Source organism: Candidatus Flexifilum breve (assembly GCF_016713355.1).
On the sequence record NZ_JADJPI010000035.1, the window covers coordinates 869,803 to 885,331 of the forward strand.

The following is a 15,529-nucleotide window of genomic DNA, read 5'->3' on the forward strand; positions in this document are numbered from 1 at the left end:
CATGTTGAGGTTCGCAGATGGAATCGTAGGGGCGCACGGCCGTGCGCCCCTAGATATTCAATGACCAGCGTACCCTTACGGCAGACTTTCACCGTTTGAACGAATCACCTCTTTGTACCAGTGCGCCGAATCCTTGAGCGTACGCTTCCCGTCGCGGTAATCGACGTGGATCAGGCCGAAACGGTGCTTCATGCCTTCCGCCCACTCGAAGTTGTCCATAATCGACCAGTGCAGATACCCGGCGACCTCCACCCCATCCTGATACGCGCGGCTGAACGCGCCGAGATAGCGCGCCATGTGGTCAATGCGCTGCGGGTCGTGGACTTTCCCGTCGAGGCTCACCCAGTCCGAATTCGACAGCCCGTTTTCGGTGATCAGCACAGGCAGTTTGTAGCGTTCGTACAGGAACTTCGGTCCCCAGTAGAGCGCGTCCGGCGTGACCGGCCAGTGGAACGCCGTGATCGGGTGGCCGCTGTATTTGGGCACAGAGTCGACTTTGCCATCCACGCCCGCGCTCACTTCATCGCCCCAGTAGCAGTTCAGGCCGAAGTAATTATAGGGCTGATGGATAATTTCCATGTCTTTCTCGAAGCCCGCGGGCATCATGGACTCGACCGCTTTCAAGCCTTCTGCCGGGTAGTGCCCGAACATCGCCGGGTCGCTCCACCAGTTGAGATTCCACAGGCTCGGCTCGGTCGTGTCGAACATGTGCTTGCGCGCGGCGGCGATATCAGCCTCGCTCCTTGTCGCCGGAATCCCAACCGTGCCGTTACCCGCCATGCTGATCTGCGCGTCGGGACGCAGCGCGCGAATGACCTGCGACGCCTTGCCGTGCGCCATCAACACATGGTGCGCAATGCGGAAGCCTTCCGCCGCGCCGAGCCGATCACCGGGGGCGTGGATACCGCTCAGATGACCCAATACGGTGAAAACCGACGGCTCGTTCATCGTCATCCAGAAGCGCACGCGGTCACCGAGCGCGCGCACGACGATCTGCGCATATTCCGCGAACCAGTCCGACGAATCACGGTTGAGCCACCCGCCGCGATAGTAGAGCTGCAGCGGGAAATCCCAGTGATACAGCGTGACGTACGGCTGAATGTTATTCGCCAGCAGTTCGTCGATTAGCCGGTCGTAGAATTCCAGGCCCGGCTCATTGAGATAGCCGACGCCGTCGGGCAGGATGCGCGACCACGACAGCGACAGGCGATACGCCTGAAGGCCAATGTCGCGCATGAGACCGACATCTTCTTTGTAGCGGTGATAGTGATCGGTCGCGACGTCGCCGGTATCGCCGTTGTGGACGCTGCCCGGGCGATGCGCGAACATATCCCACACCGACAGACCGCGGCCATCGGCGTTAAAACCACCTTCAACCTGATAGGACGCGGCGGCCGCGCCCCACACAAACTTTTCCGGAAAACGCATAAGGTTTGGACTCCCAAAAAACACCTGAGGACAAGCCGGTGTTTTGATTTGACACACCTTATTTTATGTCGTAAAATAAAGGTCGACAAGTGCAATTTGAAAGGAGAATTACGGGAAATACGACCGTCTCGGACTTCGTGTCTTGGCTGGCAGAAGCCCCGACGCAAGCAAAATTGAAGTGGTTGCATATTCATAAAGGATTTTTCATGACCCAGACTCCCTCTTCCAAGAGTGGCCTCAGCCGCCGTGATTTCCTCAAGACACTCGCCCTCAGCGGCGCCGGTGTCGCCGCCTTCGCCAGTGGGCTTCCGCTCTCCGCCGCGCCTTCAACCACCCGCCGCGCCCAAAATGCCGATGTCGTCCTCCAGCTCGCTGGCTGGCCGTGGACACCCCCGCCGGAAACCGCGCCAGATGGCGGATACACCGCGCAGCAGCAAGCCGAACAAGCCTGGCTCGAACAAAACCCCAATGTGCGTCTGGAATCGGTCGAAGCGCCGATTTGGAGCACCGACCAACTGCGCACGCTGATCACCGGTGGCACCGCGCCGACCTACTTCCACCCCGGCGTGCTCGCCGTGTGGACGATTGAAGGCAAGCACGTGGTCTTTAATCAGGGCTTACTGGCGGATCTCTCCGATCAGTTCGCTGAATTCGACCTCGAAGCGCAGTTCTCCGACGCCGTGCGCGCCGGTTCGGTCGAATACAAGGTGGGCGAGGCCAAGTTTGGTCTGCCCGAAGGCGTCACCCCCGGCAACGGCATCTTCTTCCGCCGCGACATCTTCGAAGAAGCGGGCGTTGAACCGCTCACTCTCGACTCGACGTGGGACGAAATCGCCGAAAAAGCGCTGGCGCTCACCACCGACTCACGCCTCGGCATGGGCACGCAGTGGTGGGGTGTCGAATGGATGCTGGCGTCGGAAGGCTTCGGCAAGGCGAATCTGTTCAACTACCTGCCCACGCCCGCCGAAGGCTGGAATTGGCGCTTTGACTACACCAGCTATCCCGAAATGGTCGCCGCCGTCGAACGCTACCGCCGGATGATCCATCAGGACAAGTCGCTCGGCTCGAACTATGGCGACTGGGATCTGCTCGGGCAGTTCTTCAACGGCACGATGGCAATTGTCACCGTCCCGCTGCAGTACTTCACCGACACCGCGGACATTGGCCCCGGTGCGCTGGCCGCTTCCGTCGGACGTCCGGTGAGCGAAGTGGTCGGCGCGATCCCCCATCCGCGCGGCAACAACGGCCACTACAGCCCCGAAGGCCGCCCCGGCGTGAGCGTGATTTCGGTCAACCCAGACGCTAACGACGCGACCAAGAGTGCCGCCGTCAGCCTGTACGCGCACATGAACCTCGGCGCGGGCTTCGACCTCCAGCGCCGCCTCGCCTTTGAGCAGTCGGGCAACCTCCAGCGTGTGTTCTCTCCGTATCCCTTCGTGCGCGCCAATCAGGCTGTCGAAGGCGTCGAAGGCACGCCAGTTGATGCGTGGGGTCAGGAATATCTCGATCTGGTCAACTACACGACAACCACCGCCGACGGCTACCCAATGCGCGGCCAGTTCTTCCCGCCGGAACTCGACCTCGGCCCGACCGAAAGCGCGTGGAGCGACGCGACCTCGCTGTTCCGCGACGAACCCGGCGACCTTGATGTGCTGGCGACCCTGCAAACCGCGCAGGATATCCGCAACACGCAAGCGAACGCTTTCAGCTCGGCCATCCCCGATGATCAGTTCATCGCATCGGCACAGGCCTACTATGACGCGAACGCCGCCTATTGGCAGTCGAAGTTCCCGGATTTCTACGAGAACACGTATCGCCCATGGTACGAGAGCGTGATCGTCCCGCGCCTCGGCTAGACCTTGCCCCTCACCCCCCACCCCCTCTCCCACGCACGCGGGGAGAGGGGCGGCGTTTCGATCAATGTTGTCGCCCCGCCCTGAATTCGGGGAGGGGACGGGGGTGGGGTCAGTCATCATGTAAATATCAAGTTATAGATAGGCTTCTTTATGGCAGAACAGACACTTTCACCCGCGCCCCCACTCGATCAACCGGAGCAGCAGCCTGCTGCTTCCATGGAACTGAAGCTGACGCGCCGCAGCCGGATCGAAAAGTGGGCGTTCCTCATCCCGGCGATCCTCTTTCAGTTGAGCTGGGGCTGGTATCCGCTGGTCGTGGCGTTCTTCCTCAGCTTGACGGATGCGCGCCCGCGCGGCCCGATCTCGTTCACGGGCTTGCAGAGCTACCAGCGCGTGTGGAACGACCCGCTCACCGCGCAGGCGTTCCGCGTGACCATCACCTATGCGGCGCTGTCCATCGTCCTGACATTCATCATCCCGATCATCGTCGCGATTCTGCTGATGGAGATGAAACCGCGCGTCATGCGCTGGATGATGCTGCTGTGGTTCCTCCCGTTGAGCGGCGTCGCCAGCACGATTATGTGGCGCTACGTCTACAACCGCGACTTCGGCTTCTTCCAGTGGATCGCCACCGACATTCTGCATCTCGAACCGCAGCCCTTCCTCGGCAGCGCGGATCAGGTCTTATTCTGGCTCATCGTCCCCGGTCTGCTCATGTTTGGCCCCGGCTTGATCTATATGGCGGGCTTGCAGAGCATCCCGCAGTCGTACTACGAAGCGGCGGAAATCGAAGGCGCGAGCCTGTGGCGCAAAATCTGGACGATCTCCCTGCCCCGCCTGCGTCCGATCATCGTCATGCTGCTGACCTTCGCCATCATCGGCTCACTGCAAGTCTTCGACTGGCCGAAGCTGATGACGGAAGGCGGCCCCGGCGGCGCGAGCCGAACGGTCGTCATGTACATGTTCGACCTGCTGGGCAACCTGCGTTACTCCGACGCCACCGCGATTGCCGTGTTCCTGTTCTTCCTGATCATGGCCATCACCGTCGTCTACCGCCTGCTGTTCAAAGAAGACCCGGACGTATAGAGGAGCGCCAACGATGTCTCTGTTTCCCAAAGTGGGGCGCAATCAGCCCGGTTTACGCATTACGTATGGCATCGTCGTGGCGATCCTCGTCCTCGGCGTGTTCATGCACTTGATCCCGTTCTATTTCATGATCGTCACGTCGCTCAAGAGCGCACCGGAGATCATGCGTATTCCGCCGACGCTGTGGCCGGAACAACCGACCCTCAAAGCGTGGGAGCTGGTGCTGCAAATCACCGCGCAAAACGATCTCCTCCGGCAGCCGCTCTCAGTCTACTTCGTCAACTCCTGCCTGATGGCGTTCGGCACGCTGGCCTTATCGCTGCCCATCACCGCGTTTGCCGCCTATGCCAATAGCAAACTGCAGAAAGGCCGCGGCGCGCGCTGGTCGTTCCTGTTCTTCATCGGCACGCTGATGGTTCCCGCCGCTGTGACGCTCATCCCGAGCTTCCTGCTCGTGCGCAACTTCCCGTTCCCGCTGCCGCAGGTGCCGAACATCCCCGGCACGGAGACGCCCTTCCCGGTGCTGCGCACGTGGAATACCGCGTGGGCGGTCATCATCCCCGGCGTGTTCAGCGCGTTCAACTTTCTGCTCTTCAAGGGCTTCTTCGACACCATCCCCAACTCGATCATTCAGGCGGCGCGCGTGGATGGCGGTTCGGAGTTCAACATCTTCCGACGCATCGTGCTGCCCATGAGTATCCCGGTGTTCGCGGTCGCCGCCTACATGCAGTTCAGCGGCGTGTGGGACTCGTTCATGTGGCCGCTGCTGGTGATTCAAGACCCGACCAAAGCGCCGATGTCCGTCGCCATCTACAACCTCGTCAACGCCTTCAGTTCGACCGGGACGATGAGCTCGGGCGGCGCGTTCGCGCAAAACGAGCGCATCCGCGCGCTGCAGGATGCAGGGTTGTCGTGGAACGGTCTGGTCGTGCTCGGCATTTTGCAGACCATCCCCATCTTCCTGATGTTCATCGTCTCACGCAACTACCTGCTCAAGGGCGTGAAGATCCGCGGGCTGAAATAGGAGTTGATGTCTCATGGTTAAAGTCGAACTCCGCAGCGTCACGCGCAACTACGGTGTACAGCTTGAAGACACCGCGCTTAAAGAAGATAAGGGGCGTCCCGCGCTCGAGAACATTCAGATGACGATTGAGCACGGCGAGATCATCAGCATCGTCGGGCCATCCGGCTGCGGCAAGAGCACGCTGCTCAAAGTGATCGCCGGGCTGGAATTCGCCGACAAAGGGCAGGTGCTGTTCAACGATTACGACGTGACGCGCATCGAACCACAGCATCGCGGCGTGGGCATGGTCTTTCAGGATTACGCGCTCTACCCGACGATGAAGGGTAAAGGCAACCTCGCCTACTACTTCGAGGTGCATCAACGCACCGAAGAGGAAATGCAGCAGCGCACCAAAGAGGTCGCGGACATCATGGGCGTCGGCTTTGACCTGCTCATCGGTCAGCGCACGGACACGCTCTCCGGCGGTGAACAGCAGCGCGTGGCGATTGGGCGCTGCATCGTGCGCGATCCCTACGTCTTCCTGATGGACGAGCCGATCTCCAACCTCGACGCCAAGCTGCGCGAACGCACGCGCATGGAAATCAAGAAGATGCTGCGCAAGTTCAAGGTGACGACGGTCTACGTCACCCACGACCAGCAGGAAGCCATCTTCATGGGCGACCGCATCGCCGTCATGCGCAAAGGCAAACTGGAGCAGTTCGGCACGTTTGACGACCTGTACTACACCCCGGCGAATCTGTTTGTCGCGACCTTCATCGGCACGCCGCCCATGTCGGTCATCCCGGCACAGGTGAGCGGGAATACGCTCCGCGTCGAGGATGCGACGTGGGAACTGCCGCCCGATCTCGCCGCGACCGTGGCTGGACGCACCAGCGTGCGCCTGGGCATGCGCGCTGAAGGCTGGGATGTGGGGAGCGGCGCGACCATGCCTGTCCGCTTCATGGAACGCATCCCGACCGAACAGGCGGCGTTCGCGCACGGTACGTTGAACGGCACGAGCGTGACCGTCATCCTGCCGCTGGACGCACCCAACGCCAGCCAAATTCACGTCACGCCGCGCTGGGACACGGTGCACCTGTTCGATGCGACCGACGAGACCGCGCTGCATACGCCCGGCATCCCGGACCTGTTTTAAGAGAGGCTCGACATGGCACTCATTCAAGTGCGTGATTTACGCAAAGAGTTTTCCGCCGAAAAGATCGCCGTCAACAACGTGAGTTTTGAGGTCAAAGAAGGCGAATTTCTGGCGATGGTCGGGCCGTCCGGCTGCGGCAAAACAACGACGCTGCGCCTGCTGGCGGGTCTGGAAGCCGCGACCTCCGGCGAAATCCGCTTCGGCGACAAAGTCGTGAACGAGATTCGCCCGCGGGATCGCAATGTGGCGATGGTGTTTCAGGATTACGCCGTCTTCCCCCATTTGACCGTGTACGAGAATATCGCCTACGGCCTGCGGGCGCGCGGTGGCTACTCCCGGCAGGAGATCGACAGCCGCGTGAACAAAGCGGCGCAGATGTTTCGCATCGACCCGCTGCTCAAGCGCAAGCCGCGCCAGCTCAGCGGCGGCGAACGGCAGCGCGTGGCGCTGGCGCGGGCGATGGTGCGCGATGCTGACATCATCCTCTTTGATGAACCGCTCTCCAACCTCGACGCACAGCTCCGGCATCAGGCGCGCGAAGACATCATGCTGCTGCACCAGCAGCGCCCCAAGCCGACCGTGTACGTCACCCATGACCAATCGGAAGCGATGGCGCTCGGCGACCGGATCGCCGTGATGCGCGGCGGCAAGCTGGAACAAATCGGCACCGGGCAGGATCTGTACAGCAAGCCCGTGAATCAGTTCGTCGCCTTCTTCATCGGCGCGCCGAGCATCAATTTGTTTGACGGGCGCATCAGCGCGGAAGACGGCAGTCTATACATCGAAACGGCGGCCTTCAAAGCGCTGATCCCGGCGCAGTTCAACGACAAACTCGGCGGACATGCGGGGCTGGCGGTCAAAGTCGGCATCCGTCCGGAAGATATGCACGTGCCGAAGCAAGCGCCATTTGCCGTCACCGACGATAATACAATTCGCGGCATCCTGAACGAGATCGAACCGAGCGCGACGGGCAGCATTGCCTATCTCAGCTCGCTCGAAGGCGACAGCGAATACGTGGCGACCTTCCGCATTCGTCTGCCCGCCAGCTACATTGGCAAAGAGATTCCGCTTGGGATCAATATGGAGAAGATTCACCTGTTCGACGCCGCCAGCGAACATTCGTTACTATACGGATAAGCCTGATGCCGTTTCTGGACGATACCGGAGTCGATACGGGCGAACGCAGCCCCTTGTGGTCGCCGTTCACCATCATCGCCGATCAGTTGGAGCGCCTCGTCGTGCTCAACATCGTATGGGCGATCCAGTGGCTGCCAGCGTTGGCCGCGTTCGGCTGGCCGGAACTACCGCTCGTCGTGCGCGTCGTTCTGATCGGCTACACACTGATCGCCTATGCGCCAGCGACGGTCGTACTGTACGGTATGGTGCGACTGGCCGCGCAGGGCGAGCCCCTGACGGTGTTTCTGGCGACGGATCTGCTCAAGACGCGCGGTCTGGACGGCGCGAAAGCGCTCATGCCGCTCGTCGGGTTGATCGGCTTACTGATTCTCGGCAGCGGTGTGCCCGTCACGGTGATCAGCGCCGTGTGCCAGTTGGCGCTGCTGTTCGTGCTCGTGTTCAGCAACTACTGGGGCGTACTGATCGCCGCGCGCGACCTGCGCAATCCCGTCATGCTGCTGGTCGAGTCGGCGCGGCTGGTGTGGCACTATCCGGCGCAAACGCTGCTCGTCACGGGCGCGGTGCTGATCGCGGTGGTACTCGGCACGATCTCGGTCGGCGGCTGGGTGCTGATCGTCCCGGTGGTGATCGCTTTACTTCAAACGCAAATGTTTCGCAGCTTGATGGAAAAATGATGGGTCAATTACAAGTCGCCAATTTAAAGAAAACGCTCGGCAACCGCCAGATCATCGACAATGTGAGCTTCACCGTCGACGATGGCGAATTCTTCGTGCTGCTCGGCCCATCGGGCTGCGGCAAAAGCACGCTCCTGCGCCTGATCTGCGGGTTGGAACAACCGGACAGCGGCTTGATCAGCCTGAATGGGGTGAACATCACGCAGCTGCCACCCCGTGAACGCAACCTCGGCATGGTGTTTCAGGATTACGGTCTGTACCCCAATATGGATGTGTACGGCAATATCGCCTACGGGCTGGAAGCGCGCGGCGTCAACAAGGCGGAAATCGAGCGGCGCATCAAGCCCGCCGCCGAAAAGCTCGGCTTGACCGCCCTGCTCGAACGCAACATCGGCGATATTTCCGGCGGCGAACAGCAGCGTGTTGCGCTGGCACGGGCGATGGTCAAAGATGCGGATTCGTATCTGTACGACGAACCGCTCTCCAACCTTGACCCGAAGCTGCGCCACAAAGCCCGCACCGACATCATGGCGGTGCACCGCGCCAAAGGCAAACCGAGCGTGTACGTCACGCACGATCAAAGCGAAGCCTTCGCCATGGCGAACCGGATCTGCGTGCTTTCCGGCGGGCGCGTGCAGCAGATCGGCACGGCAGAAGCACTGCTCACCGCCCCGGCGAACACCTTCGTCGCAGGCTTCATCGGCGCGCCCGCGACCAACCTGCTCAACGGCGAAATCACCCACCGTGACGGGCACATCGCCTTCCGGTCGGGCAGTCTGGTCATCCCGCTGCCCCCCAAATGGGAGCCGATTCTCGCCAAGTACACCAAAACGGCCGTGATCGGCGGCATTCGTCCGAGCGCGATACAGATCACGCAAGATCCGCTCGCGCCGCGCGCCTACGTCAACTTCATCGAACTGCTGCTCGGCGAACAGATCCTCGGCTTGGCCTTTGGCGAAGGCGGCAATTTGACCGCCCAGGTCTCCGACAGCGAAGTCATCGAAGAAGGCGCGATGGTCTCGATTGCGATTGATCCCGAACAGGTCAGCCTGTTTGACCCGGATACCACGCAGGCGCTGGCATGAAACAGCTCCTGTTTCAGCCGCAGGCGGGCATCACGCGCGGCTTCGCGCAGATGGCGCAGCTCATGGCGGCGACACTCGGCCCGCAGCGCGGCGTGATTTGGAATGCAATTGGCGCGGGTAAGCCCGAAGCACTGACCGACTCCGGCGTGATCGCGCGGCGCGTGACCGAACTCAGCGGCGCGGCGGAGAACAGCGGCGCGATGATCCTGCGCGGCGCGGCCACTACAATGCATGAACGCTATCTCGACGGTGCGGCGCTCACCGCCGTGCTGGCGAACGCGCTGTTGGACGGCGCGTACCGACTGATCGTCGCGGGCGTCAACCCAATGACTCTACGGAGCGGCATCGACACCGCGATCGACGCGGCCGTCGACTCGATCACAGCGGCGGCGCAGCCCGTCAAAGGGCAGGAACGCCTCGCGCAGATCGCGCTCACGGCGACGGGTGATGCCGAACTCGCCGACATCCTCGGCGAATTGTTTGATGTGCTCGGTCGGCACGGCGCGTACGTCGTCGACGAGTACGCAGCACCGATCCTCGATCGTGAATATATGGACGGCGGGCGCTGGAGCGCGCGTCCGGCGTCGCGCGAACTCATGCCGCCCGCCGCGGACGATCTCGTGCTGGAAAACCCGCTGATCTTCGTCTCCGACGACAAGCTCGAACGCTTCGATCAGGTCGCCCCCGCGCTGCAATTGGTGTTCGAAGCGCCGGACAAGACGCCGATTCTGATCATCGCGCGGGAAATCACCGGGGAGGCGCTGCAAGCCCTCACGCTAAATCATGTGCGCGGGCGGCTGACCGGCGCGGCGGCGCTGCTCCTCGCCTCCGGCGACGCGCTCCGTGCTGACCTCGAAGATGTGAGTCTGCTGGTCGGCGGACAGTTGACGGCGGTCGAGCGCGGCACCCCGCCGGGACGCTTCCGCGCGGAGTGGTTCGGGCGGGCGCAGCGCGTCATCCTCAAGCGCGACTCGCTCACCATCATCGGCGGCACGGGCGACAAACGCCTGATGCAGCGCCGCGCGGGCGACCTGCGCGCGCAGCTCAAAACGATCAAGACTCCGGATGAAAACTGGGAACGCCTGCGCCTGCGTATCGCGCGGCTTTCCGGCGGTATGGGTGTGCTCAAAATCGGCGCGCTGACCTTCAGCGAACGCGACGAGCGCAAAGACCGCGCCAAGAAAGCCGTCCGCGTGCTCGAAACAGCGCTGGAAAGCGGTGCTGTCCCCGGCGGCGGGGTCGCTCTTTTGCACGCGATCCCGGCAGTCTGCGCGGCCAAACGCGGCGCTGTCGAACATGATGCGGGCGTCGATCTGGTCGCGCGAGCGCTGACCGCGCCGTTCCTGCAGATCGTCGCCAACACGGGACATGCCGCGCCGCAGGTCGCCCTGCATGCTGTGCAGCAGAACGGCGGTGACCTCGGTTTCGATGCGCGCACCGGGGAATACGTCACCATGTGGGAAACCGGCATCCTCGACAGCGCGGCAATTCTAACTGCGGCATTGCAATCGGCGGGAAGTGCGGCGATCATGGCACTCACAACCGATGTAGTGATTGTTGAGAAATAACTATGCAGACACAATTGAAAGCCCTGCCCCCGTTGAATGTCCCCTCGCCGGTCTCTGCGCTGGCGGTGGACAGCACCGGCGTATGGGCGGGCGGCTTGGGCGGTATCGCCTTTTACGATGGTTCGGAATGGCACACGCGCTTCGCCGGATTGACGCTGTCGAGCATCACGGCGCTCCTGCGCGTCGGCAACTGGCTGATCGCGGGCGGCACCGACGGCATCGCGCGGTCGGGTGACGGCGGCGTGACGTGGCAGCCCTGCCCGGTCAAGGGTGGCGCGCCGACGATTGCGGCGATCGTGGCCTCACCCAAGTACGAGAAAGACAAAACGCTGCTCGCCGCGTCGATCAACATGGGCACGCTGCGCAGCGACGACGAAGGCCAAACGTGGGAAGTCTCCGCGTTCGCGCTGGAATCCTATGAAGTGCTGGCGCTGCTGTGGACAAAAGACGGCGCGCTAATCGCTGGGACGACCAATGGTCTATACCGTTCCCCCAATGCCGGACGCGCGTGGCGGCTTTCGGAGCACTGCGCCCCGGTCACCGCGCTGACGCAGCTCCCCAATGGGGCACTGCTCGCGGCGCTGGAAACAGGCGAACTGATGGTCAGCACCGACAAGGGCGACACGTGGGAAGCGCACGACAACAATCTGCCGGAGGGCGCCGAGATCAGCATGCTGGCAGGGACGCTGCTCGGCACGAGCAATGCGCTGTATACGGGCAGCGACGACGGCGCAACGTGGACACAGCTACTTGAGGGCACGATCTTCTCGCTGACCAACGCACCGGATGGCACGCCGTATGCGGGTGTCGATGGGGGCGTAATGCGCGGCGGTGCCAGCGGTTGGACGGAACTCCCGCCCGCGCCGATCCACGATGTGCGGCAGGTCATCGCGCTCGGCGATGATGTGTTGGTCGCCGGGCGCCTGAGCGCTCTGCTCAAGTACCATGCAGGCGCCTGGCATCCGCTCGGCGGCGTGCCGCTCCCCCTCTCGCTGGTCACGCGCCAAAAAGAGCTGATTTATGCGTCCGGCATCGATGGTCTGTACGTCTCCAGCGATCAAGGCGCCTCATGGCTCAGGCTATGGGCGGAAGGCTACCTGTCACATCTCGCCTTCCAGCCCAATGGCGTCGGCTACGGCAGCCGCGCCGATGGCACGCAGTTGGTGCGCACGCTCGATGCGGGCGCGACATGGCAGACGACCAAATCGCCGTTCGGCGTGCTGCCCGTGGTCGCGCTGGCCGCCACCGATACGATGATCTTTGCGGGCATTTTCGATCCGCGCCGCCGCGTGATCGGGCTGTGGCGCTCCACCGATGGCGGTCAGCGTTGGTTCCCCGGCGCAGAAATCCCAGCGCAGTGGGGCATTGCCGCCGCCTTCCCGAATCCGCCGATGCTGGCGCTGCCGAATGCACTGCTCGTCGGTGGCCCGAAGCCGGACGATCCGTGGACGAGCGCCCTGTTCGACCAACCGGGCGTGCAGGTGCGCACCATCACCGGGGATGCCGCGGTGCAGTACGCGCTCTCGCTGACGCAAGGGATCTTTGAAAGCCATGATCAGGGGCGGCAGTGGCATCATGTGCCGCTGGATCTGCCTGAAGATCAGATCATGGACATCAGCTACGATGCAGGACATCTGGTTATTTTGCTGGTTGGTGGGCGCGTCTATACAACGTAGAGAGAAAAACATGCCGCAGCAGGAACAGCCCATGACACGAACGGTCGCAACATCGCGTGACCTGAAGCGCAGCAATCGCTCGCACCTGCTGAATTTGCTCTATTTCAACGAACCGACCACGCGGCTGGATCTAAGCCAGATGTCCGGTCTCAGCCCGGCCACGGTGACGAAGATCGTCAGCGAATTGATCAGCGAGAACATCGTCATCGAAACGGGCGTCGAAGACTCGCAGGGTGGGCGTCCGCGTACTACCCTGCAAATCGATCCCTATTACGGCTACTTCTTCGGCGTGGATGTGGGCGAAACGCACATCTACGTCGAACTGTTCGACATCAAGCTCAACAGCATCGGCGACATCAAGTACGCGCTCACCTCCAGCGAGATCATGCCGCAGGACATCGTGCGCATGATCGTGGATGGCGTGCGGTCGCTGCAGCACGGTTCAAACATTCCCGACGACAAGGTGCTTGGCGTGGGCATCGGCGTGCCCGGCGTGGTCGACCGCGCTGGCGGTGTATCGATCTTCGCGCCGAACTGGGGCTGGCGCAATGTGTCGCTGCTGGATCTCGTCCAGACGCAGCTGCACTTACCCATCCTGCTCGACAACGGCGCTCAGGCCATGGCGCTGGCCGAGATGTGGTTCGGCGCGGGCAAAGGCATCAACAACCTCGTCGTGCTGCTGGTCGGCACGGGGATTGGTTCGGGGGTGATCACTGATGGCAAGCTCTACCGCGGCGTTTCCAACAGCGCCGGTGAATGGGGGCACACCTGCATCGCCATGAACGGGCGTCCATGCCGCTGTGGCAGCCGGGGCTGCATCGAAGCGTATGCGGGCGCGCCAGCCATCATCGAACAGATCCGCGAACGCGCCCCAGTCAGCTCCCTCCTCAATCACGGCAGTCAGATCGAGATTCTGCGCGCGCTCGGCGCCGCCGCGCGTAAAGGCGATCCATTGGCCGTCGGCATGATGGATGAGATCGGCGCGACGCTCGGCACGGGCATCGGCAACTTGATCAACCTGTTCAACCCGCAGCTGATCGTGCTCGGCGGTTGGGCGGGGACGCTGCTCGGCGCAGATTTGCTGTCCCGCATTCAGGCCATCGTCGGGCAGGTGGCGCTGGATCAACCACTGGCGAACACCAGTATCCGGGTGAGCGCGCTCGGCTGGGATGCGGTCAGCCTCGGCGCGGCGACGCTCGCGCTGCAAGCCTTCCTCATCGGCGAAGACATCACTATGCGCAAGAAAGTGCGCCATCCTTGACGGGCTGCGAGGACAACCACGCTCATGACCATCCGCTCGGAACGTTACACCCGCTTCAGCCCGCTGGATCCCTACAACGCGAATGTATGGGTGAACGAAAACCCGTTCATCACCGCGGATCCAGTGCTGTTATCACGGCCACAGCTCGACGATGTGCAGACGCTGCTGCCCGATCCGTTCTGGGCGGGTCACACCGACGCCATCGCCTGCTACTGGAAGGTATGGGAGTTGGCGTTTCAGCATATTGGCCAACCAACGCCGGAGAACGGTTTCGTCGCCCCGTTCATCGACACGGCGTTCTGGTATCCGGGCATCTTCATGTGGGATTCCACCTTCATGATGATGTTCACGCGCTACGGGCGGCGGGCGTTCCCGTTTCAGGGCACCCTCGATAATTTCTACGCCAAGCAGCACCCCGACGGCTTCATCTCCCGGCAAATCAATCACCAGACGGGCGCGGATGCCTTCTTCCGCTTTGACCCTGTGAGCACCGGGCCAAACATCCTCGGCTGGGCGGAATGGGAATACTACCGCGATACGGGCGATACAGAGCGGTTGGCGCGGGTCTTCCCGGCGCTGGTCGCCTATCACCAATGGCTGCGGCGCTACCGCACGTGGCCCGACGGGGGCTACTGGACGACAGGCTGGGGCTGCGGCATGGATAATCAGCCGCGCGTGCCCTTCACCAGTGAAGCCGACCTGTGGATGGAACATGCGCATCAGGTGTGGGCCGATGCCTGCCTGCAGCAGATCTTCGCCGCCCGTCTGCTCGGTCAGATGGCCAACGCGCTCGGTCGCAGCGCGGACATCCCCGACATGGCGGCGGAAATCGAATCGTTGACGGAGTATGTCAACTGCTGGCTGTGGGATGAAACCAGCGCCTTCTACTATGACGCCGACCGCGAGCGGCGGCGGCTCACGACCAAGTCAATTGGCGCGTACTGGGCGCTGCTGGCGCGCACACTGAGCGACGCGCAGGTGCGGCGCTTCACCGCCCACCTGAATGACCCGGCGACGTTCAACCGCCCGCACCGCGTGCCCTCACTCTCTGCTGATCACCCCAACTACGACCCGCAGGGCGGCTACTGGATGGGCGGCGTGTGGGACCCGACCAACTACATGGTGCTGCGCGGCCTGACCGAAGTTGGGCAGCATGGGCTAGCACACGAGATCGGCCTCAATCACGTCAGCAATGTGACGCAGGTCTTCAAGGCGACGGGAACCGTGTGGGAGAATTACGCGCCGGATGCCGCGCCGCGACCGGGCACGCCCGCCAAAGATGATTTCGTTGGTTGGGGCGGCGTCGGCCCGGTGGCCGGGCTGCTCGAATATGTCTTCGGGCTGCGCGCGGACGCACCGAATAACACGCTGACGTGGGACGTGCGCTTAACCGATGCGCACGGCGTCCGCCGCTACCCGTTCGGGCGCACTGGGTGGATCGACCTGCGCTGCGAACGCCGCGATCATACCAACGAACGGCCACAGATCACGGCGACCAGCACCGTCCCGCTCACGTTACGCGTGCAGTGGGGCGACCACGTCGACACTTACGACTTGCAGAGTTAACGCGGGCGAGGTATTCCCTAGCCCAGCTACAGG

General features: G+C 62.5%; 12 protein-coding genes. 11 read left to right on the plus strand and 1 reads right to left on the minus strand.

The window, feature by feature from the left end; genetic code table 11:
• Window positions 1-75 precede the first annotated feature (75 nt).
• The gene (locus IPK17_RS26710) at window positions 76-1,428 is read right to left on the minus strand and encodes a GH1 family beta-glucosidase (protein ID WP_343420742.1); all 1,353 of its coding nucleotides are present in this window, start codon (window positions 1,426-1,428) and stop codon (window positions 76-78) included.
• Between the two features lie 206 nt (window positions 1,429-1,634).
• Between IPK17_RS26710 and IPK17_RS26715 the strand changes: the two genes are divergently transcribed.
• The 11 genes from IPK17_RS26715 to IPK17_RS26765 all read left to right on the plus strand — a co-directional run bounded on the left by IPK17_RS26715 (window position 1,635) and on the right by IPK17_RS26765 (window position 15,496).
• Window positions 1,635-3,284, plus strand: coding sequence for an ABC transporter substrate-binding protein (locus tag IPK17_RS26715; protein WP_343420743.1), 1,650 nt, complete (start codon window positions 1,635-1,637; stop codon window positions 3,282-3,284).
• Between the two features lie 150 nt (window positions 3,285-3,434).
• Window positions 3,435-4,370 (plus strand): carbohydrate ABC transporter permease, encoded by a 936-nt coding sequence (locus IPK17_RS26720; RefSeq protein WP_343420744.1) that lies wholly within the window; start codon window positions 3,435-3,437, stop codon window positions 4,368-4,370.
• Window positions 4,371-4,383: 13 nt separating this feature from the next.
• Complete coding sequence (locus IPK17_RS26725; protein ID WP_343420745.1) at window positions 4,384-5,394, plus strand: carbohydrate ABC transporter permease; 1,011 nt, start codon at window positions 4,384-4,386, stop codon at window positions 5,392-5,394.
• Window positions 5,395-5,407: 13 nt separating this feature from the next.
• The gene (locus IPK17_RS26730) at window positions 5,408-6,529 is read left to right on the plus strand and encodes an ABC transporter ATP-binding protein (RefSeq protein ID WP_343420746.1); all 1,122 of its coding nucleotides are present in this window, start codon (window positions 5,408-5,410) and stop codon (window positions 6,527-6,529) included.
• Window positions 6,530-6,541: 12 nt separating this feature from the next.
• A complete protein-coding gene (locus IPK17_RS26735; protein WP_343420747.1) occupies window positions 6,542-7,666 on the plus strand; it encodes an ABC transporter ATP-binding protein in 1,125 nt (374 codons plus the stop codon).
• Between the two features lie 5 nt (window positions 7,667-7,671).
• The gene (locus tag IPK17_RS26740) at window positions 7,672-8,340 is read left to right on the plus strand and encodes a hypothetical protein (RefSeq protein WP_343420748.1); all 669 of its coding nucleotides are present in this window, start codon (window positions 7,672-7,674) and stop codon (window positions 8,338-8,340) included.
• A complete protein-coding gene (locus tag IPK17_RS26745; RefSeq protein WP_343420749.1) occupies window positions 8,337-9,425 on the plus strand; it encodes an ABC transporter ATP-binding protein in 1,089 nt (362 codons plus the stop codon). The genes IPK17_RS26740 and IPK17_RS26745 overlap by 4 nt, the downstream gene beginning before the upstream one ends.
• Entirely contained in the window at window positions 9,422-10,993 is a 1,572-nt protein-coding gene (locus tag IPK17_RS26750; RefSeq protein WP_343420750.1) for a TCP-1/cpn60 chaperonin family protein, read from the plus strand. The genes IPK17_RS26745 and IPK17_RS26750 overlap by 4 nt, the downstream gene beginning before the upstream one ends.
• Window positions 10,994-10,995: 2 nt before the next feature.
• Window positions 10,996-12,669, plus strand: coding sequence for a WD40/YVTN/BNR-like repeat-containing protein (locus IPK17_RS26755; RefSeq protein ID WP_343420751.1), 1,674 nt, complete (start codon window positions 10,996-10,998; stop codon window positions 12,667-12,669).
• Between the two features lie 31 nt (window positions 12,670-12,700).
• On the plus strand, window positions 12,701-13,930 hold the full coding sequence (locus IPK17_RS26760) for an ROK family transcriptional regulator (protein WP_343420752.1): 1,230 nt from the start codon (window positions 12,701-12,703) through the stop codon (window positions 13,928-13,930).
• Between the two features lie 24 nt (window positions 13,931-13,954).
• Window positions 13,955-15,496 carry an MGH1-like glycoside hydrolase domain-containing protein gene (locus tag IPK17_RS26765; RefSeq protein WP_343420753.1) on the plus strand — a complete coding sequence of 514 codons (1,542 nt, stop codon included), beginning with the start codon at window positions 13,955-13,957 and terminating at the stop codon, window positions 15,494-15,496.
• The last annotated feature ends 33 nt before the right edge of the window (window positions 15,497-15,529 follow it).

What these genes read in the sequence shown, in the direction of transcription:
- IPK17_RS26710 (WP_343420742.1), bottom strand. Translation starts at nt 1,428, where the DNA reads ATGCGTTTTCCGGAAAAGTTTGTGTGGGGCGCGGCCGCCGCGTCCTAT.
- IPK17_RS26715 (WP_343420743.1), top strand. Translation starts at nt 1,635, where the DNA reads ATGACCCAGACTCCCTCTTCCAAGAGTGGCCTCAGCCGCCGTGATTTC.
- IPK17_RS26720 (WP_343420744.1), top strand. Translation starts at nt 3,435, where the DNA reads ATGGCAGAACAGACACTTTCACCCGCGCCCCCACTCGATCAACCGGAG.
- IPK17_RS26725 (WP_343420745.1), top strand. Translation starts at nt 4,384, where the DNA reads ATGTCTCTGTTTCCCAAAGTGGGGCGCAATCAGCCCGGTTTACGCATT.
- IPK17_RS26730 (WP_343420746.1), top strand. Translation starts at nt 5,408, where the DNA reads ATGGTTAAAGTCGAACTCCGCAGCGTCACGCGCAACTACGGTGTACAG.
- IPK17_RS26735 (WP_343420747.1), top strand. Translation starts at nt 6,542, where the DNA reads ATGGCACTCATTCAAGTGCGTGATTTACGCAAAGAGTTTTCCGCCGAA.
- IPK17_RS26740 (WP_343420748.1), top strand. Translation starts at nt 7,672, where the DNA reads ATGCCGTTTCTGGACGATACCGGAGTCGATACGGGCGAACGCAGCCCC.
- IPK17_RS26745 (WP_343420749.1), top strand. Translation starts at nt 8,337, where the DNA reads ATGATGGGTCAATTACAAGTCGCCAATTTAAAGAAAACGCTCGGCAAC.
- IPK17_RS26750 (WP_343420750.1), top strand. Translation starts at nt 9,422, where the DNA reads ATGAAACAGCTCCTGTTTCAGCCGCAGGCGGGCATCACGCGCGGCTTC.
- IPK17_RS26755 (WP_343420751.1), top strand. Translation starts at nt 10,996, where the DNA reads ATGCAGACACAATTGAAAGCCCTGCCCCCGTTGAATGTCCCCTCGCCG.
- IPK17_RS26760 (WP_343420752.1), top strand. Translation starts at nt 12,701, where the DNA reads ATGACACGAACGGTCGCAACATCGCGTGACCTGAAGCGCAGCAATCGC.
- IPK17_RS26765 (WP_343420753.1), top strand. Translation starts at nt 13,955, where the DNA reads ATGACCATCCGCTCGGAACGTTACACCCGCTTCAGCCCGCTGGATCCC.